General features: G+C 44.5%; 19 protein-coding genes and 1 other RNA gene. 6 read left to right on the forward strand and 14 right to left on the reverse strand.

Annotation, left to right across the window (positions count from 1 at the left end):
* Positions 1–215 precede the first annotated feature (215 nt).
* A complete protein-coding gene (elbB, locus tag GKR71_RS10265; protein WP_036956130.1) occupies positions 216–866 on the forward strand; it encodes an isoprenoid biosynthesis glyoxalase ElbB in 651 nt (216 codons plus the stop codon).
* 8 nt (positions 867–874) lie between these two features.
* Entirely contained in the window at positions 875–1597 is a 723-nt protein-coding gene (gene mtgA / locus GKR71_RS10270; protein WP_036956132.1) for a monofunctional biosynthetic peptidoglycan transglycosylase, read from the forward strand.
* 63 nt (positions 1598–1660) lie between these two features.
* Here the strand turns inward: mtgA and dolP are convergent, their stop codons facing one another.
* From dolP to GKR71_RS10290, 4 genes are read right to left on the reverse strand one after another with little or no spacing between them, the layout of a single operon-like run.
* Positions 1661–2236, reverse strand: coding sequence for a division/outer membrane stress-associated lipid-binding lipoprotein (dolP, locus tag GKR71_RS10275; protein WP_036956134.1), 576 nt, complete (start codon positions 2234–2236; stop codon positions 1661–1663).
* A gap of 9 nt (positions 2237–2245) precedes the next feature.
* Positions 2246–2836: a DnaA initiator-associating protein DiaA gene (diaA, locus tag GKR71_RS10280; protein ID WP_006659121.1), complete on the reverse strand. Its 591-nt coding sequence runs from the start codon at positions 2834–2836 to the stop codon at positions 2246–2248.
* Complete coding sequence (locus GKR71_RS10285) at positions 2837–3223, reverse strand: YraN family protein (RefSeq protein WP_036956136.1); 387 nt, start codon at positions 3221–3223, stop codon at positions 2837–2839.
* 48 nt (positions 3224–3271) lie between these two features.
* Complete coding sequence (locus GKR71_RS10290) at positions 3272–4951, reverse strand: penicillin-binding protein activator (RefSeq protein WP_036956138.1); 1680 nt, start codon at positions 4949–4951, stop codon at positions 3272–3274.
* Between the two features lie 61 nt (positions 4952–5012).
* On the opposite strand from GKR71_RS10290, the gene rsmI reads away from it, so the two are divergent.
* The 3 genes from rsmI to GKR71_RS10305 all read left to right on the forward strand — a co-directional run bounded on the left by rsmI (position 5013) and on the right by GKR71_RS10305 (position 7747).
* Positions 5013–5885 (forward strand): 16S rRNA (cytidine(1402)-2'-O)-methyltransferase, encoded by an 873-nt coding sequence (gene rsmI, locus GKR71_RS10295; protein WP_036956141.1) that lies wholly within the window; start codon positions 5013–5015, stop codon positions 5883–5885.
* 103 nt (positions 5886–5988) lie between these two features.
* Positions 5989–6362: RNase P RNA component class A (gene rnpB, locus GKR71_RS10300), an RNA gene on the forward strand.
* A 314-nt stretch (positions 6363–6676) separates the two neighbouring features.
* Positions 6677–7747: a 4Fe-4S binding protein gene (locus GKR71_RS10305; RefSeq protein WP_154634245.1), complete on the forward strand. Its 1071-nt coding sequence runs from the start codon at positions 6677–6679 to the stop codon at positions 7745–7747.
* A 159-nt stretch (positions 7748–7906) separates the two neighbouring features.
* On the opposite strand, the gene dagF is transcribed toward GKR71_RS10305, so the two are convergent.
* The 10 genes from dagF to GKR71_RS10355 form a co-directional block, all read right to left on the reverse strand.
* Positions 7907–8647: a 2-dehydro-3-deoxy-phosphogluconate aldolase gene (dagF, locus tag GKR71_RS10310; protein WP_036956146.1), complete on the reverse strand. Its 741-nt coding sequence runs from the start codon at positions 8645–8647 to the stop codon at positions 7907–7909.
* A gap of 1 nt (position 8648) precedes the next feature.
* Entirely contained in the window at positions 8649–9761 is a 1113-nt protein-coding gene (locus GKR71_RS10315) for a DgaE family pyridoxal phosphate-dependent ammonia lyase (protein ID WP_154634246.1), read from the reverse strand.
* Positions 9745–10884, reverse strand: coding sequence for an amidohydrolase/deacetylase family metallohydrolase (locus tag GKR71_RS10320; protein WP_036956151.1), 1140 nt, complete (start codon positions 10882–10884; stop codon positions 9745–9747). The genes GKR71_RS10315 and GKR71_RS10320 overlap by 17 nt, the downstream gene beginning before the upstream one ends.
* A gap of 91 nt (positions 10885–10975) precedes the next feature.
* Positions 10976–11626 (reverse strand): DUF4310 family protein, encoded by a 651-nt coding sequence (locus GKR71_RS10325; protein WP_154634247.1) that lies wholly within the window; start codon positions 11624–11626, stop codon positions 10976–10978.
* A 2-nt stretch (positions 11627–11628) separates the two neighbouring features.
* Complete coding sequence (locus tag GKR71_RS10330) at positions 11629–12420, reverse strand: DUF4311 domain-containing protein (RefSeq protein WP_036956155.1); 792 nt, start codon at positions 12418–12420, stop codon at positions 11629–11631.
* Between the two features lie 26 nt (positions 12421–12446).
* Positions 12447–12743 carry a DUF4312 family protein gene (locus GKR71_RS10335; protein WP_006659132.1) on the reverse strand — a complete coding sequence of 99 codons (297 nt, stop codon included), beginning with the start codon at positions 12741–12743 and terminating at the stop codon, positions 12447–12449.
* Positions 12743–13108, reverse strand: a complete 366-nt coding sequence (locus GKR71_RS10340; RefSeq protein WP_036956157.1) for an SFCGS family glycine-rich protein — start codon at positions 13106–13108, stop codon at positions 12743–12745. The genes GKR71_RS10335 and GKR71_RS10340 overlap by 1 nt, the downstream gene beginning before the upstream one ends.
* A 58-nt stretch (positions 13109–13166) precedes the next feature.
* Complete coding sequence (locus tag GKR71_RS10345; RefSeq protein WP_036956160.1) at positions 13167–13505, reverse strand: transcriptional antiterminator; 339 nt, start codon at positions 13503–13505, stop codon at positions 13167–13169.
* Between the two features lie 515 nt (positions 13506–14020).
* On the reverse strand, positions 14021–15958 hold the full coding sequence (locus GKR71_RS10350; RefSeq protein ID WP_230085062.1) for a PRD domain-containing protein: 1938 nt from the start codon (positions 15956–15958) through the stop codon (positions 14021–14023).
* A 190-nt stretch (positions 15959–16148) separates the two neighbouring features.
* Positions 16149–16856 carry a pirin family protein gene (locus tag GKR71_RS10355; RefSeq protein WP_154634248.1) on the reverse strand — a complete coding sequence of 236 codons (708 nt, stop codon included), beginning with the start codon at positions 16854–16856 and terminating at the stop codon, positions 16149–16151.
* A 122-nt stretch (positions 16857–16978) separates the two neighbouring features.
* On the opposite strand from GKR71_RS10355, the gene GKR71_RS10360 reads away from it, so the two are divergent.
* Positions 16979–17872, forward strand: coding sequence for a LysR family transcriptional regulator (locus tag GKR71_RS10360; protein ID WP_036956167.1), 894 nt, complete (start codon positions 16979–16981; stop codon positions 17870–17872).
* Positions 17873–17944: the final 72 nt, after the last annotated feature.

Raw genomic sequence — 17944 nt, forward strand, 5'->3', positions numbered from 1 at the left:
GGGTGCGCGAATACTGCGCCAACACCAGGGAAATCATTGATTCGCTTATAATTTTTATCTTAGGCGAATCATTAAAATGCATTTGTCACGACTCAGACGTTATCAAGATACCAAAATTTATCGAACCTGTTACAAGATTCATTAAAATCTGTGATGAAGATTGATGTTTGTCTGCTTTCGCTCTGGGGAGTAATTTACTACAAAAGGACGAAGATATGAAATCAATTGCGGTAATTTTAAGTGGCTGTGGTGTTTTTGATGGAAGCGAGATCCATGAATCAGTATTAACTATGCTTGCTTTAAGTAAAAATAATGCAGAAGTTCACTTTTATGCGCCAGATGATTATCAAGCTACTGTAATTAATCATGTTAATGGTGGATTAAAAACAGAAAAACGTAACCAAATGGAAGAGTCTGCACGTATTTCTCGTGGAAAAATAGCACCTTTGTCATCAGCAGATGCCTCTAAGCTAGATGCCCTTATAATTCCTGGTGGTTTTGGTGTGGCAAAAAATTTATGTGATTTTGCGGTGAAGGGAAGCGAATGTGAAATTAATAAACAACTATTAAGTTTAGTACAGGCAATGCACCAACAGAAAAAGCCGCTAGGGCTGATGTGTATTGCTCCTGTCATGCTACCGAAGATGTTAAATACATCAGTGAAATTGACGATTGGTAATGATACTGAAACGATTGCCCAAATTGAAAAGATGGGTGGACAGCATGTTGTTTGCACGGTTGATAACATTGTGGTTGATGAATATAACAAAGTTGTTACAACCCCTGCTTATATGCTGGCTCAATCCATTGCTGAGGCAAATATAGGTATCAATAAGCTGGTTGAGAAAGTATTAGAAATGGCGTAATTAACTCAATGCAAAAGTTTGTTTCTCGCTTGTGGTATTGGTTAAAGAAGATCACACTTTCATTACTTGCCCTCTGGCTAGTGTCTGTTGTGATCTTCAAATTTATACCTGTTCCCTTTTCTGCAGTGATGGTCGAAAGACAGCTTTCTGCATGGGTAAACTTTAATTTTTCTTATGTTTCTCATTCGACTTGGGTGAGTGAAAAACAGATTTCTCCCTATCTTTATCTCGCTGTCATTGCTTCTGAAGATCAAAATTTTCCTCATCATTGGGGATTTGATCTTGATGCAATTGAGCGAGCATATAAACATAATTCGAGTAATAAACAGACAGTTAGGGGGGCTTCAACAATCTCTCAACAAACAGTGAAAAACTTATGGTTATGGGATGGACGAAGCTGGATAAGAAAAGGCCTTGAAACAGCAATGACGCCAGTTATGGAGTTGATGTGGTCAAAAACTCGGATCATTACTGTTTATCTTAATATTGCGGAGTTTGGAGAAGGGGTTTTTGGTGTTGAAGAGGCCGCAAATAAATTCTTCAATAAGCCTGCTAGTAAGCTTTCCCGGCAGGAAGCTGCACTTTTAGCCGCTGTTTTACCTAATCCTCATCGATTTCATGTGAAAAATCCATCTTCATATGTTTTAAAAAGGCAAGCGTGGATACTTAATCAGATGAGCTTATTAGGAGATAGGAATTATCTGAAAAATAACGATATAGGTGAGGAATAAAAAAAAAGCCATGAATTTGACTTCATGGCTTGATGCTTTGTAACAATAGGTTACTAATTATAATCAATTGAGATAAGTAAATGCCGTCGTTACACGACGAACGCCATCCGTTTCACTCGCAATTTTTGCTGCTGCAGCACCTTCTTGCTGAGTGAGTACACCTAATAAGAAGACTTCACCATTCTCAGTGATGACTTTAACGCTGCCTGATTTCACTTCGTCACTGGCTAAAATCTTAGATTTTACTTTGGTGGTTAACCAAGTGTCTTTTGACGCGGTACCTAAATCAACGGGCTGACCTTGTCGAACCTCGTTATACACTTTTTCTGTACCATCAACGTTACTGGCGATTTGTTTGGCTTTATCTGCCCATGACATGTCGGGAGATTGTCCAGTTAACAAGACATTACCTTTATACGCCGTTGCAATAATACGGGCTTTGCTGGTGATATCTTTATCTTTGTTAAGTTGACCACTGACTCGGGCTTCTAATGTGCCATCATCAACTTGCTGACCAACAGAACGAGGGTCTGTAGCGCTTTTGGTAGCTACTGCGGCAGTACCCACAACGGCAGCACCAATACAACCTTGTAAAAGAACCGCGCTAAACACTATGGCAAAAATCGGAAGTAATCGCATTTTGTCTCCTTAGTCGTTCTGGTGAGGAAAGAGCGTGTTATCGATAAGGTCACACAAACAATTCACTGTGAGTAAGTGTACCTCTTGAATTCTGACACTATGCTGGGATGGAATACGAATTTCAACATCTTGTGGTCCTAAAAGACCTGCTAACTCGCCGCCATCATAGCCAGTGAGTGCGACAATGGTCATATCGCGCGTTACCGCGGCTTCTACGGCTTTAATGATGTCGGCACTGTTACCATGGGTTGAGATAGCCATTAATACATCGCCGTGCTGGCCTAGCGCTCGAACTTGTTTTGCGTAGATTTCAGTTGGCTGCTTGCTTCCTGAAATCGCGGTGAGCACGGTATTATCCGTATTTAGCGCAAGAGCAGGTAAACTTGGGCGCTCAGTTTCAAAACGGTGGATCATGCTTGCTGCAAAACGCTGTGCTGTTGCTGCGGATGCGCCATTGCCACAACACAAAATTTTATTACCATTAAGCAGTGACTGTACCATCATCATTGCAGCACGAGAAATTGCATCGGGCAGGGCTTCAGCTGCGGCAATTTGAGTTTGGATGCTTTCAGTAAAGCAAACTTTTATTCTATCTAGCACTTACTTATATTCCTGTTCACTAAGATTAAATGCGTTTTGAATCCACTGAAATTGCTTGCCGGTGATTGCACAGATATCAAAGCGGCAGGGTGTTGTTTCAAAACTTTCTTGTCGTTGAGCAAGCCAATATTGTGCGGTGGACAATATTTTTCTGCGTTTGTGCCAGTTTACTGATAAAAGTGCGTCTCCGTAATCACTATTCTTGCGAAAACGAACCTCTACGAATACCCAGCCTGATGTATCTCGCATGATCAAATCGATTTCTCCCGCACGATTTCGAACATTGCGTGCAACAAAAGCGAGCCCTTGCTGCTTTAAATAGGATAGCGCTTGGTTTTCGTAATATCGACCAGTCAACCATTTTAATGATTTTTTAACGGTTTTCATGACATCCTTGTCTGAAAAATAGGCAGCAATAAAGCGACCTCGTTTAATTTATTGCGCAGACGCTACTTGCCCTTGCTTAAATTGCAGCCATGGCAATTCACGATAAATAACACAGTTATCATGCACGCTTAATGTACCGGATGCACCGTTAACACGGAACTGATCACTGTGCTGCTGCAAGTTATCGTAGTTATTCGCCAGCGACCATGCATCAATACCCATCGCATACAGGCGGAACAGCGAATAATCATTATTCACTTTGCCTTGAGCTTGTTTACGTAGGTTGTTGTTTGCGCCAGCAAGTAATGGAACTTCGCTGAATTTCACACCTTCCATTTCGAAACGATAATCCGCATTTGAGTTCCCTTGGTTACTGCGCGAACTGGCATATAAAGCAGGGCGCTGACGGGAACTGATTGCCATATCGATCATCGGTTTGACGAGGGTTAATTCATCGCGTGTTGCCACGATATAAACCGCATCAACACCGCCACTGGTTGGAGCCATTCCTTGGGTATCGATACTGATTGGGGTACCCGTCATACGGATCCCTTGACCACGGTTGATCGACTCTTTTAAGGATGCAGTAGAACCAAATGTTTGCATCAGTGCAGTGCCACCGCCTTTTGCTTGCCACTCTTCGGCAAATGCTTTTGCGATGCGATCACCAAATGGGGATGCAGGCACTAATACTAACGGCATCTGTTTACCGTCTAATTTCATTTGGTTAGCGGCATTTTTCGCTTCATCTTCAGGGGATAAAGAGAAATAACATAAATTTGCACGTGGCTGTAATTGGTTAGCGTCTAATTCATTCAGTGCCAATACATTGACGGGCGCATTCATTTGAGCAATAGCTTGCACCTCTGATTTCAGTAGAGGTCCAACAATTAAGTTATACCCTTCAGAAGTGGCCTGAGCGACTAACTGAGGGATCGCTTTGCCTTGTGTATCAAAGACTTTAACGCTTTGGGTATTGGTTGGTGCTGCATCAATGCGCACCCTGGATGAAGCCACTTCGGAATTGGTATTTTCATTAACCGTTGCAGCCACTTCTTGGTAAATCTGGTCTAGCACATCATTACCCGAGCTTTGTGGCGCAGTTGGTGCTTCAGAAGCTTGAGATGCAGGGCCTGAAGGTAAACCTTTTTGTGCATCAAGGAAGCCTTGCATGATGGCTTGACCAAAGACTTGCCCCTGTCCGCTCATCGGTAAAAATAGCGCAATACGTGGGTTAGCACCGACTTTGGAGATGGTTCCTTGAACTAATGCGCTTGGCAGATTTTTGGCGCCCGGATTATGCGGATAGCGAGTTTTCCAGTCTTCGATGCCAGTACGGAGTGCCTCTGGGTCATCTTTGTTATTTTGGTAGATATCCAGAAGGTCGACCCAGCCCAGTAGAATATTTTCGTCAGCTTCGATTCCTTGAATCTGTTCTGGCTTCATCTGTGTTAACATCTGCCACAGAGAATCAATATTCGCCTGATGTTGTACAGGATCGGTTAGCAGAGGTTCTTGGCTGATAAAAGCACGCAGGACATCCATCGACGGTTTGCCTTGAGCGGTATCGATAACGGACTGGTAATGGCTGGCATCAGAAACGCTAGGCTGCTGGGTTGTTGTCGAGGTTGTCGATGATTCGATTTGGCACCCTGTTAATGCCAACGTGGACAACATCGCAGTGCAGATTAATCTTTTTTTCAAATGCAAAAAAATTGAAGGACGCATACTGTATCCAATGGTGTATTTTTCAATTGCTTAATTTTAAACCGGCTATTCGGATGAAACAATGAATCAACCTAATCAAGCAGTGGTTATGGCATCTACGCTGTACATCGTGCCAACCCCAATTGGTAACATGGGAGATATCACGCAACGCGCGTTAGATGTGCTTAAACATGTTGACCTAATTGCTGCGGAAGACACAAGGCACTCAGGCATTCTCTTACAGAATTTTGCCATCAATGCGCGCATGTTTGCGCTACATGATCATAACGAGCAGCAAAAAGCAGATCAATTAATTAGCAAGCTTCAACAAGGGGATAGTATCGCATTAGTCTCGGATGCAGGTACACCTTTAATTAATGATCCTGGCTATCACTTAGTCAATCGCTGCCGTGAGGCTGGCATTCGCGTTGTCCCATTACCGGGCGCTTGTGCAGCCATCACTGCCTTGTCAGCGGCGGGTTTACCTTCAGACCGTTTCTGTTATGAAGGGTTCTTACCCGCGAAAACCAAGGGACGCAAAGATGTTTTGCAATCCTTAGAGCAAGAGACTCGAACACTGATTTTCTATGAATCTACTCATCGCTTGTTAGACAGTTTAGCAGACATGGTAGAAGTGTGGGGACCTGAGCGTCGTGTGGTTTTAGCCCGTGAATTGACCAAAACCTGGGAATCGATTGAAGGGCGCCCAGTTGGTGAATTACTCGAATGGGTAAAAGAAGACGAAAATCGTCATCGCGGTGAAATGGTACTCATTGTGGAAGGGTATAAGCCACAAACGGATGAATCGGCGATTACGCCAGATGTTATTCGTACGTTGGGTTTACTGCAAAAAGAATTACCACCGAAAAAAGCGGCTGCGATCACCGCAGAAATTTATGGTCTGAAGAAAAATCAGTTATACAAATTGATGCTAGACCAACAAGACGGCGAGTGATTTTTGTTCAAGTGCCGTTTTTTTTGTCTAAGTATAGGTTTTGACGCAATTTGGCTGCCATTGAGTCTGTACAAGCTAGTGTAAAGTGCCTATAATTCGCCGCGGAGTTGGTCAGACAACCGCTGCTTTATCGTAGTCCCTTCGGGAGACGGGTAGAGGGGAGGAAAGTCCGGGCTCCATAGGGCAGGGTGCCAGATAACGTCTGGGAGGCGCGAGCCTACGACAAGTGCAACAGAGAGCAAACCGCCGATGGCCTGTTTACAGGATCAGGTAAGGGTGAAAGGGTGCGGTAAGAGCGCACCGCGCGACTGGCAACAGTTCGTGGCATGGTAAACTCCACCCGGAGCAAGACCAAATAGGGGTTCATATGGTGCGGCCCGCATTGAACTCGGGTAGGTTGCTGGAGCCAGTGCGCAAGTGCTGGCCTAGATGAATGGTTGTCCACGACAGAACCCGGCTTACCGACCAACTCCAATTTTTTCGTCATACTTCAAGTTGTGACTGCGTTGGCTTCATTCGCCAACCCTAGTCACATACTTGTGTATGCTCCTAGGGATTTCCTCATTTTGCCGCCTTGGCACACCTCGAATTATTTAGAAAAAATCTCGGCTTGAATTATATAAAGAAAACGACAAGTCAAATTATTTAGAAAAATCTCTATTTACTTATCTTCCTATCAACACGCCATATCCATCGCCAACATCGCAAGGCAGTGATGCAAATCAATACGAGCTCTGGGGACTTAAATACAATAATGGTATTTAAAATGCATGTTAAAGAGATAGGCGGACATGGCAAAGAAACCCTCAGTACGATACCCTCGCCGTCCTGGTACCATTGGCGGAAAACTCCCTTGGAATGATTGGCGCAACGCCTCGACATGGCGGAAAGTCGTGCAAATCACGCTTTTGGCGATCAACATTTATATAGGCATTACCTTCTATTACTGGGTGCGCTATTACGAAACGGGCGGTGCGACGTTGTATCTTCCTCGTCCGGGAGGCATCGAAGGCTGGCTGCCTATTGCGGGGTTAATGAACTTAAAATACACCATTGAAACAGGGGGATTACCTCCCATACATGCCGCAGCAATGTTTCTCTTGGCTTCCTTTATTATCATCAGTTTATTACTGAAAAAATCCTTTTGCTCATGGCTGTGCCCGATAGGCACAATATCGGAATATATCGGGAAAATAGGTCAGAAACTGTTTCGTTTTCAAATCAAAGTACCTAAATGGCTCGATATCCCCTTAAGAGGATTAAAATACCTACTCTTAGCTTTCTTCCTCTATATCTCGCTCTCCATGCCTGCGCAAATGATCCAATACTTTATGATGTCGCCTTATGGGATCATCATCGATGTGAAAATGCTGGATTTCTTTCGTTATATTAGTAGCGCCTCACTCATCACAGTTTCTGTTCTTGTCGTCGCTAGCCTGTTTATTCGTAATGCATGGTGTCGTTATCTTTGCCCTTATGGTGCATTACTAGGGATATTTTCGCTATTCTCGCCGGTTAAAATTCGCCGAAACGTAGAAAGCTGCATTGATTGCGGAAAATGTGCCAAAAATTGCCCATCACGCATTCCTGTTGACCAATTAATCAACGTCAGAACGGTAGAATGTACGGGGTGCATGACGTGCGTTGAATCTTGCCCAGTGGCATCAACATTGGCTTTCTCACTACAAACGCCGACTAAAAAACGCCAAATCCCTTTATCGGGAATGGTGATGGCCATTTTGACCCTAGGTATTTTATTCGCCACTATTGCGGTTGCGGCTTACCTAGGCGTTTGGGATAGCCCGGTTCCTGATAACTATTGGTTTCATATCATACCGAATGCCAGAGGAATAGGTCATTGATTCAAAAGGAAGAGTAAAAAATAGAGAATAAAAATAAAAAGTAAAATGCCCCACGGCACAAAAAGTGAGTGGGGCATTGGCTGCTTTGTCATGGTTATGGCGGTAAGTACTTTAACGTCTCGCTAATATTTATTTTCTTATGTGTAGCTTATTGCTACATCAATTTACCGCTTTTTTAACCATGTTTAGCAATTGGCGGACATCCTCTGGGCGGGTATCTCCAGTGGCTTGATCAATAATAGAACTGTAAATATGTGGGATGATTTTCTTCACACCAGCGTCGAGGGCGATTTGCAAAATCTCGGCGAAATTTTCTAAATCAATACCGCCCGTTGGCTCTAAAGAAAAATCAAACTTCGCGCAAGCTTCTGCGATAGCTTTATATTCCTCAATGTACTTCAAGCCCTGCATATTAAAGAACTTCACAGAATCTGCGCCCATATCTTTGAGCATCATAATGGCGGTTTCAATCGGCACGATACCATCAGGGGCTTGAGCGCTTAATGGGCCTGTTGAAATTTTCACCATGCCCACCGTACCCGTTGGGGAAATCAACGCATTCACAAACGTTTCATTCTGACCCAGTAGTGCGCGGCTAATCGGTGCGCCCGTAAACACTTGATTCACATGCTGAGGTTGAACTTCTTTCGAAATCAGAGACACCATGGTGGACTGCTTAGGGTCGCCGGCACCTAAACCGACAGACAGCGCATTATCCACTTCCTTGGCGTACACCTTCATATCCGCAATGGCACTTTCAAGGTCAGGATAATTTTTAGATAACACTCCAACCACCACAAAACTTTCCGCCGCGGCATAAATATCTTTTGCGTTTTGATGGCTCCCTGCTAGAACGTTCAGGCACACACGATCATGGTAAAAATTTGGTGACAACTTCATGTTAAATTCCTTCTACTAACGTACGAATTTGCTGCGAAATGACGTCAAGTTGCTCGGTGCTGACGCTGCGAATATCGGCTTCAACCTTTCCTTCATTGGCTTTGTACTCACGAAAATAAATCGCAGTATTGCCTTGCTTCAGCTCATCCATGATTTGGTAGGTGGTTTTGCCAATCGCTTTTTCATCGAAACTGATCTCGGCTCTGGCGATATCACGCCCAGCGGCATCCCAAACAATACGGGCTGAAATACCGGCTATCGTATTTAAATCTTTAAGGAATTTATCCATACGGCTGATCATTTCCGCCCCAGTTTCTTTGGTAGCGGTGAGGTACTGCTCGATAGCCAGTGTTAAGCCTAAAATACCTTCTTTACCAACTTTCATCGCACGACCAATACCTTGAGATTGGCGTTTTACCCATTCAACATACTGTTTTTTACCGACAACTAAGCCACTGGTTGGTCCTTCAATTGCTTTGGCGCCACTGTAAATCACAATGTCGCCACCCGCTTGGTAATAGGCAGTTAAATCTTCTTCCGCGGCCGCATCCACGATCAAGGGAAGCTGATGGGCATGAGCGACTTTGGCGGCTTCCGCCACGGTTAACATACTCTTTTGTACAGTATGGTGGGATTTGATATATAAAATGGCAGCGGTTTGCGGGGTGATTTTTGCCGCTAACTGCGCAGCGCTACATTCATTCGCAAAACCCGCTTCAATCACTTTACCGCCACCTAACGTGACCATGGTGTCCACGGGGGCGCCAAAGTTCACGTTATGCCCTTTTGGCAAAATAATTTCGCGAGGAACGGATTTGCTGGAGGAGTGCAAATTAAGCAGCAAATCCTCATCATCTTGCACAATCACCGCCGCCACCGCTTGAGCAATACCCGCAGAGGCGCAGGAAACCACAACCGCAGCTTCAACATTGAGCAGTTGAGCGATGTACTCCCCAGTTTTGTTCACTAAGTTTTTAATTTCAAAATAATGGTTCAGCCCATACGCTACGCGCTCGACGACTTCAGGTGTTGGGGTCGAAACGCCTAAAATAGTCATACGACCGGAGGCATTAATAACGTGTTTTAACTGATATTTTTCATAGATTGATTGCATGTTCAGATTCGCCTTGTGCAGGAATAATGTGCTTTCCACCAACGATGGCAGCAACAGGAACAAAACGATGGGTACCGATGCGATGCTCGCCGTCGGCATCCGTCAGCTCGGTTGCCTCTTCTTTGAGGTCAAATAGGGTGATGTCTGCATCAAAGCCCGGTTTTAAATAACCTTTAGCAGGAAGAGACAGTAAATCCGCGGCTTTCTCAGTGACACAGCGTAAAATTTGTTCGGCGCTAAAGCCCATACACAGGAATTTCGTCATCACGAATGCAAGGCTATAGACGGGACCATTCACTCGGTTACGGTGATAGATATCTGAGCTGATAATGTCTGGATAGGTGCCAATTCGCATGGCTTGCTCTGCGACTTTGAAGCTAAAGCTTTCACCGCCGTGACCCACATCGAGGATCACGCCACGGGCGAGGGCGCGGGCAATAGATGGTTTTAGGTATCCATCATCCCCTAAAATTTTATTTGGTTTGCCATTAAAACAGTGGGTAATGATGTCCCCACGGGTGAGTAAGTCGGCGACTTCATCAATATTGGGCGGATTATTTCCAATGTGCACCATTAATGGAAGATGGTGTTTTTTCTGCATTTCTTTGGCTTTAACCAAAGGCGCAATACCATTCTCGCCCACCACACTTTTGCTCATGCGCGCTTTCATGCCCACCACAAAGCCGGGATGGCGCTCAAGTGCAGCTTGGAAACTCGCATCGTCGATATTATCCATGTTGGACAGCTCATTCTGAGCAATAATGCCAATGCGTGAAATATTCAGCAGAGAGAAGACATTGGTTTTGGACTGAGTGGTGAGCCGATAAAACCTGTCAATATCATCAGCACCTACACTGCCCGCATCAACCAGTGAAGTGACACCACCAGCAGCACCAGCGAGATCAGGCTCATCGAAGTAAATTGGCGATTCGGTAAAACAGTGGGCGTGAGAATCAATCCATCCAGCGCTGACATACAGCTTTCCTTCAAGATCAATGATTTTTTCAGCTTGCTGATTGTGGGAAAGCTCAGGTCCCGCAGCTTGAATTTTTCCGTCTTTGATTAGGATATCGATAATTGAGCCATCGATACGCTTTCCTTGTTTGATGATTAGAGAATACATGATTACCTTCTTTATAGTCATACTCGTCATACTTCAAACCGCAGCGTTGTTGGCTGCTCTTCGCCCCCAAAGTAGGGGGCTTAGATATTTATTAAGCGGCGAGTGGGAAGAAATACCCAAACAACATTGCACCTAAGATAGCGCCCCCAGCGACGGGTTTTTGCCATACATAGAAAATCAGTGAACCAATCAGTGCGCCGATACCAATCGGAATAGACGCGGCCATTGCGGCAAGGATAATCAATGGACCCAAGAAACGGCCGGAGGTGTTACCAGCCCCCATCATCACGTCTGCGCCGAATGTGGAGTTCGCTTGTGCAATGGTAAACTTACGGGCGAACACGATAATTAAGCCGATAAGCACACCAAGGAATAAACCTGTGATCAGGGAGATCCAGAAGTTAGTGACTAAAATATCCCAGCCAGCGGCTAAAAATAGGGCGGGAACCCCTAAGCCAATACCGGTTTGTAGTGCGCCACCGATATCTAAAATCCCCACTAATGACCCTTCGATAATCCGCGCAAACAGGAAGCTTGCACCGAAGGCGGCGACCGCACCGTAAACCCCCGTATCTAGCCCTGCACATAACATGGCGACGAAAGCCACTTCGTTAAATGCGCCAAACCCGTACACGACATACATATGGGTACCCGCGAAGATCCCCGCTGATAGCAGCCCAACAAAGATAGGGAAAGACCATTCTGCGTACCAAAAGTCTTGTTTATTGATTTCAGTTGTCATGATTATTTCCCGCTCAGCAGTCCGTGGACATATTCAAGCCACAGTGGTTTGTCTAAGTTGAAAGAGGTGATCATCTTCAGGTCAAATTCGCGGAAGAAGCCACTGAGAACGAACAGCAGAATAACGGTGATCATCATGGTACGAGTGATGCGGTTCCAGCCATTGTCATCCACGCCTTTACCAATCAAGATCCCTAACACTAAACCTGGGATAGCGTTACCCATGATTAATTGTGCGCAACCACCAAATAAGGTTGCCCAGAAACCGGAACGACGACCAGCATCCATCGCGGCTAGCCAGAAAATGACGGGCATCACGGTGTTAACCAGTAAGTTAGCTGCCGGAACCAGCACGTTAATAGCGGTGGTTTGCAGCGCGGCTGGTACTGCGGACGCCGTGGTATTTAAGAAGGCGACCACCAATGCCCCGATAATGGCACAGGCAATCGCCATTTTTTTCGGGTTATGCAGGGTATCTGCCACACTGCGGTTTTTAGTTAATAGAGCAGCAGCACCCCAGTTAGGGATGATGCGGTGGTCAACGTCTTGGGTGAAGGCACCCGCAGCGACTGATGATGCCCATGCGTTGAAGAAGAATCCTAAGCCGAATGAGAAGTGTGATGCGGGGTCGCCCTCACAGGCGTTTAACTCACCAAGGGTACGGAATGCTCCCATACCTTGAACGGTTGGCGCGTGGAACATACGTGCTGCCCCTGCGCCTAAACCAAAGCCGCAGAGACCGCCGATAATGAGGGACATGCCCAATATTTCTAAGAAAGATGCAGTTTCACTCATGGAATTTACTCCAGACCTGATTGCTTTTATTGTTCTGTAAATGGAATTTCGTTGACAGAAAGTAAGGTAACATCCAGCGAAACGTCGAGAACAACTCGGAAATGTTCACGTTTGCGTGGCAAAAAGAGAAAGAGAAACTTTTCTGTCCGCGAATGAGAGTGAGCACTAACAACCTCAACATCCTTGGGTTCTATCCGCAGAATGATGTCGGTGCTGTTCTTAAGTACGGTTTTTTGAATCGAATTTAAGGCGTCAGCAATCGCTTTTTGCTTTGTGTCGCCTTGCCCTGTCACCCGTACAGTCGTTTCGATAGATTTTTTCATTAAGCGTTGCCGTATTTTTTATTAAAAGCTTTAACTAAGCGCTCGCCTAACTCTTCCTTGTCCATAAATCCGAAACCTAAAACATTGCAACCTTCAGCAATGGCGGTTTCTCCCTCTTCAATCGAACGCATCCCATAACGCGCTTTGTAGCCATATTTGGTTTGAGCTGTAATGGCGCCTGCACCACCGCTACCACAGAATGAAATGCCAAGATCAGCTTGTTCTTGGTTCATCACATCCCCCAGTTTCATGTCAGCAGCGACACCGGGAACAACAATGGCTTTTCCGCCAGCAGCTTCAACGCCCGCAGCCACTTTTTGCCCTTTACCTAAACGATCGCCGATAACAATAACTATCTGTTTCATAAAATATTCTCCAAAACTGAATGCTAAAAATTGAGTACTAAAAATAAGATGCTAAAAATTAATCATTAGAACGGGCAACTTCAAAGTGAACTGAGAGCAAATAAGTCTCTTCTGGTGCAAGCCCCGGCAAGGTATCGACGACGCGTTGCGCTAATGCAATGGAATGGCTCGAAATTTCATCGAACAAACTGATATCCACTTCCGGTAAGGCTTCACCGGTTTTGGCTCGAGCGACCATGGCACGTAGATGAGATTCCAGCATTTGTTGCTGTACATCCGTGGTGTAGCAACCCTCCAGTTTGAGCCAGTCAGTAATCACTGCTAGCAGTTCTTGTGTGACCTGATGGATATCAAGGTCGTCTTCTAACATTTTGAAAACCACAACTGATTCATTCATAACTGTTTAAAATCCAAGGTAATATTTCAAATCAAATCACTTTTTTCTTCATGGCTAATACCTTAATCGCTTCTTGGATAATTTTGCAGACAGGGAATTTCCAGTTCAAAGTGGAAATATTTTGGAAGTGTAACCGGAAGGATGGTGGTTAATTTTCGATCTAACAGGAAGCTAACTGGAAAAACTAACACATTACGAGGGGGGTTTTGGTGTATCAAATAACGAGTGAGTAATTAAAATCATTTAAATTCAAATCATTAAGATCGATTTTTTATAAGTGAAAATAGCTCTCAGGTTAATAAATAAAAGTGGAAATGAATTTGTGGAAATCTATATAGAGTGGAAATCTTCACTTCCACTTACGTTGGTTTACGCATGAAATGGACAATTTGGATTAAAAATCATTTGGTGGAGTTGTGGTTAGGATCACGTAAATAGTGGCCACCTCCCTTTTTCCACTGAGAAGTGGAAATGATGGGAAGTGGGGGGGGGATGGTGGTGGGAATTATTGATAACTATAAAATTCGCGCGAGACTATCTTTAGCAATTGCTTGGAATTCATTGAAATTTTTGACATTCACTAGGCGGCGGGTGGTTTTCTCTTTGACGAAGGTGACAAACAAATCATAAATCGCCATCGCTTCTTCATAGTCAGTTTTGCTGATTGCCAATAAGAAAATCACATAGGCGTTCTCTTTGGTCTCTTTGTTCCACTCGATGCCTTGCGGGGCAAGGATAGTGGTCACGATAGTTTTATTGGCAAGTAACCCTAAGGAGTGAGGAAGGGCGATCCCTTCACCCAGCAATGTCGAGACAATGGATTCACGCTCTTGCAATGACGGGTAAAAATCTGCGGTGACATAGCCTTCTAATTGCAGTTTCTGGCAGACGGTTTTAAACAGCGTCTCTTGGCTAATTTTTTCATTGATAATCATAAAGAAACGCTCATCGAAGAAGCGCTCAATAATATAGGGACGGGTCTGATCCACCATTGCTAAGCGACCCACTTGTTCGAGCTGGTAGGGGGTTGGGAAGGGCGCAATTTTAATAACTGGTTTATTTTTCTCAGAGATCCGTACGGTGGTGATCACAAAGTCTTCTGCGACTTCATCTAACGATTCATACTCTTGCAGTGTTAACCCGCGGCTAAATTTGAGCTGTGGAAATTCACGCATAATTTTGGATTCCACCACACGAAAGGTGGAGTTACCCGCATCCGTGACCACTAACACTTCCGTTTGGCGTGCGGAGCCTGCCCCATAATTTCGTTCAAGGCTAACCCCAATATGCACTGCTAAGTAACCCAGTTCATCTTCATTAATGGGATGTGGAAGTAGCTGCTTACTGGCGCTGGTTAAGGCGCTTAATGTGACATCATAGGCAAATGGATAATACTGTTTGATGTCTGAAAGCAGCGGGTTTGGGGTAGAAATATGGTATTGAAGGCGAGTCATTAAAGCAGAAAGATGGGTATTCAGATCTTTCTTTAGCTTTTCATCACTCCGCAAATCATAGTTATACAACTCGTTGATATAATTTAAGATATATTCAGATAACTCATTGTGATGATTATGCTTTTGTGTTGATGCGTGCTGATTGCTGATACGCTGCGCGATGATTTGATCGTGCAAAAAGCTCAATTCAGCTGAGGATAAATCATTACCCAGGAAGTAAATTAACCCTTTAGAAATTTCATCACAAGCTTGAGTAATGACTTCTTCTAACTCTTCGTTATTGACGCTGGCAGTGAGTTCATGACCGCGGGTAATACGCAAAATGGTGACGGCGCAGTTAAATACAAGATAAAGATGACCTTCATTGCTGATACGAATATCAAAGCGATTCAAGCTGTTATGAACTACTTTATCGATGTAGGTTAAATCGAGATTATCCAGACTTTCCGGGGTAAATGTGGCGAGATCGGGGGTGATTTGCTCACTAAATTGCCGCCAGAGTGCTTCGGTCATACAAGCACGAATAGCCCACTCACTGCCATTTAAGCGGATCCCTTGATGAGGAATGCTCTCCAGTTGAACTTGATAGCGATGAAGATGCTCCCGAACGGCTCCCATATCTTGCTGAATGGTACTGCGGCTAACAAACCACTCTTCGGCAATATCATCGAGCTTGACGGGCAGGGATAACATCAAGAGTTTGAGCAATAGGGCATCAATACGCTCTTTGCTGGTGCGTGGAATCTGGTTATTTTTGTCATTAAGCTTAGTAAATGCAGAAAAAATTTCATCATTTTCGATTTTTAATCGATATCCACGCCCGCGCTCATACACAATATGAGCACTATGATCTTTAATTAATTCATTGATTTCATTGATGTCTGAACGAATAGTACGGGTGGAAACGGAAAACTGTTTCGCTAATTCATCTTGAGGGACAACCTCATTGAGGATCCGAGAGAAAATTTGATTGTGTCGCTGCAAAATGAATAAAGCCACAAGAACCCCTTTAAAATCAAAAAAATAAAGTTCGGAGTTAAAAACTGATGGTTTTTTAACTGTCTTATGGCTGGACTCTATCACAGTGATATCGGGATAGCGGAAATATAAATGATGAAATTTGCGAATCTATTCGCAAATTTTGCGCAATTTATGGAGTAAATTCACTTTTTCCGCCTCCTGAATAGGATTACAACGATTCGCCTAAATCAATTAATAAACCTCTAAATGCTCGGTAGCTGGTGAGCGTTAGGGAATTTTCATCTTGGATAAATAAGCCGTCGTTACAGCTCATTGATAAAGATTGCGATTCTTTCCCGCTAACCTGTAATCCACCGTGAATGGATTGCAGATAGGCATTTTTACCTCGTAATGCGAGGGTTTTCGATTCATTAGGCTCAAGATAAATCTGGCTTATCCAAATTTTTTGGCGAAGTTGTAGGCTATCATCGTCCCCATCAGGTGATGCGATAAGCTTGTTATCTTTCTCCGCTAATGCCAACTTTTGGGGCGGCATAGATTCCTGTTGTGGGCACGCATTTAGCCACAGCTGGAGCCGTGTTAATGGCGTTGTCTCACTGGTATTGTGTTCACTGTAACTCAGGTCAGGGCGAGGCGAAAAGCTGACGCATTCCCCTGCTTTTGCACTGACGGTATTACCTAAATTATCGCGGTATTCAGCTTGACCTTGCAGGATGATGTTCACAATATCAACATGAGGATAAACTCTTGGTTGAAAAGCATTATCTGGCGCAAGCACTTCCTGATTGAGCACTTTTAGGGTTTTAAAACCCATTAGGTCTGGATCAAAATAGTGACCAAACGAAAAAGTATAGCGTGCTTGTAACCAACCGTAGTCTGCTTTCCCACAATGGTTAACTGATCTTAATTTCATCATAATGGTTAACCCTCACTCAAAATATATAGCTAGTAATATATTGTTATAATAAATATCTGGACGTTGAATTGTTAGCCAGTTAATCTGTTTCCATCATTCAAATTTCCTGAAAGAGATACATCATGAGCAAAGAGAGAGCATTAACACTTGAGTCGTTAAGGGTGATGGATGCAATCGATAGGCGTGGCAGCTTTGCGGCAGCGGCGGAAGAGCTAGGTCGCGTTCCTTCGGCATTGAGCTATACCATGCAGAAGTTAGAAGAAGAACTTGATGTTATTTTGTTTGACCGTTCAGGACATCGAACCAAGTTTACCAATGTAGGGCGCATGCTGTTAGAGCGTGGGCGCGTATTGCTTGAAGCCGCAGATAAACTCACATCGGATGCGGAGGCGCTAGCTAAAGGTTGGGAAACTCATCTGACTATTGTGTGTGAAGCGCTGGTTCCGGCTGAGTCTTTATTCCCGCTGGTGGACAAACTGGCTGAGAAATCCGACACCCAGCTCTCTTTAATTACTGAGGTGCTAGCAGGGGCATGGGAGCGACTTGAATCAGGACGTGCGGATATTGTTATCGCACCAGATATGCATTTCCGTTCATCCTCTGAAATTAACTCCAAAGTGCTGTATACCTTGAACCATATTTATGTGGCAAGCCCGAACCATCCTATTCACCAAGAACCAGAACCGCTTTCTGAAACCACGCGAGTGAAATACCGAGGTATTGCGGTGGCAGATACCGCCCGTGAGCGCCCAGTGATCACCGTGCAACTGCTGGATAAACAACAAAGATTGACGGTATCGAGCATCGAAGATAAGCGCAAAGCACTAATTGCAGGGCTCGGGGTGGCGACAATGCCATACCCGCTGGTGGAGCAAGATATTAAGGAAGGGCGCCTGCAAGTGGTGGGGGCGGAGTTTAGCCATGAGTCGAATATGATTATGGCGTGGCGACGGGACAGCATGGGGGAGGCGAAGTCGTGGTGCTTGCGCGAAATCCCTAAGCTGTTTAGATCTTGATCTCGTCATACTTCAAGCTGTAGCTGTGTTGGCTTCATAAAGTTACCCTAGTCACATACTTGTGTATGCTCC

Source organism: Providencia sp. wls1922 (assembly GCF_009706505.1).
In the GTDB taxonomy this organism is placed as follows: Bacteria; Pseudomonadota; Gammaproteobacteria; order Enterobacterales; family Enterobacteriaceae; genus Providencia; species Providencia lanzhouensis.

What these genes read in the sequence shown, in the direction of transcription:
- GKR71_RS10335 (WP_006659132.1), bottom strand. Translation starts at nt 12,743, where the DNA reads ATGAAAAAATCTATCGAAACGACTGTACGGGTGACAGGGCAAGGCGAC.
- elbB (WP_036956130.1), top strand. Translation starts at nt 216, where the DNA reads ATGAAATCAATTGCGGTAATTTTAAGTGGCTGTGGTGTTTTTGATGGA.
- GKR71_RS10345 (WP_036956160.1), bottom strand. Translation starts at nt 13,505, where the DNA reads ATGAATGAATCAGTTGTGGTTTTCAAAATGTTAGAAGACGACCTTGAT.
- GKR71_RS10315 (WP_154634246.1), bottom strand. Translation starts at nt 9,761, where the DNA reads ATGCAATCAATCTATGAAAAATATCAGTTAAAACACGTTATTAATGCC.
- GKR71_RS10340 (WP_036956157.1), bottom strand. Translation starts at nt 13,108, where the DNA reads ATGAAACAGATAGTTATTGTTATCGGCGATCGTTTAGGTAAAGGGCAA.
- mtgA (WP_036956132.1), top strand. Translation starts at nt 875, where the DNA reads ATGCAAAAGTTTGTTTCTCGCTTGTGGTATTGGTTAAAGAAGATCACA.
- GKR71_RS10285 (WP_036956136.1), bottom strand. Translation starts at nt 3,223, where the DNA reads ATGAAAACCGTTAAAAAATCATTAAAATGGTTGACTGGTCGATATTAC.
- GKR71_RS10290 (WP_036956138.1), bottom strand. Translation starts at nt 4,951, where the DNA reads ATGCGTCCTTCAATTTTTTTGCATTTGAAAAAAAGATTAATCTGCACT.
- dolP (WP_036956134.1), bottom strand. Translation starts at nt 2,236, where the DNA reads ATGCGATTACTTCCGATTTTTGCCATAGTGTTTAGCGCGGTTCTTTTA.
- GKR71_RS10305 (WP_154634245.1), top strand. Translation starts at nt 6,677, where the DNA reads ATGGCAAAGAAACCCTCAGTACGATACCCTCGCCGTCCTGGTACCATT.
- GKR71_RS10355 (WP_154634248.1), bottom strand. Translation starts at nt 16,856, where the DNA reads ATGATGAAATTAAGATCAGTTAACCATTGTGGGAAAGCAGACTACGGT.
- GKR71_RS10330 (WP_036956155.1), bottom strand. Translation starts at nt 12,420, where the DNA reads ATGAGTGAAACTGCATCTTTCTTAGAAATATTGGGCATGTCCCTCATT.
- GKR71_RS10325 (WP_154634247.1), bottom strand. Translation starts at nt 11,626, where the DNA reads ATGACAACTGAAATCAATAAACAAGACTTTTGGTACGCAGAATGGTCT.
- rsmI (WP_036956141.1), top strand. Translation starts at nt 5,013, where the DNA reads ATGAATCAACCTAATCAAGCAGTGGTTATGGCATCTACGCTGTACATC.
- GKR71_RS10360 (WP_036956167.1), top strand. Translation starts at nt 16,979, where the DNA reads ATGAGCAAAGAGAGAGCATTAACACTTGAGTCGTTAAGGGTGATGGAT.
- GKR71_RS10320 (WP_036956151.1), bottom strand. Translation starts at nt 10,884, where the DNA reads ATGTATTCTCTAATCATCAAACAAGGAAAGCGTATCGATGGCTCAATT.
- dagF (WP_036956146.1), bottom strand. Translation starts at nt 8,647, where the DNA reads ATGAAGTTGTCACCAAATTTTTACCATGATCGTGTGTGCCTGAACGTT.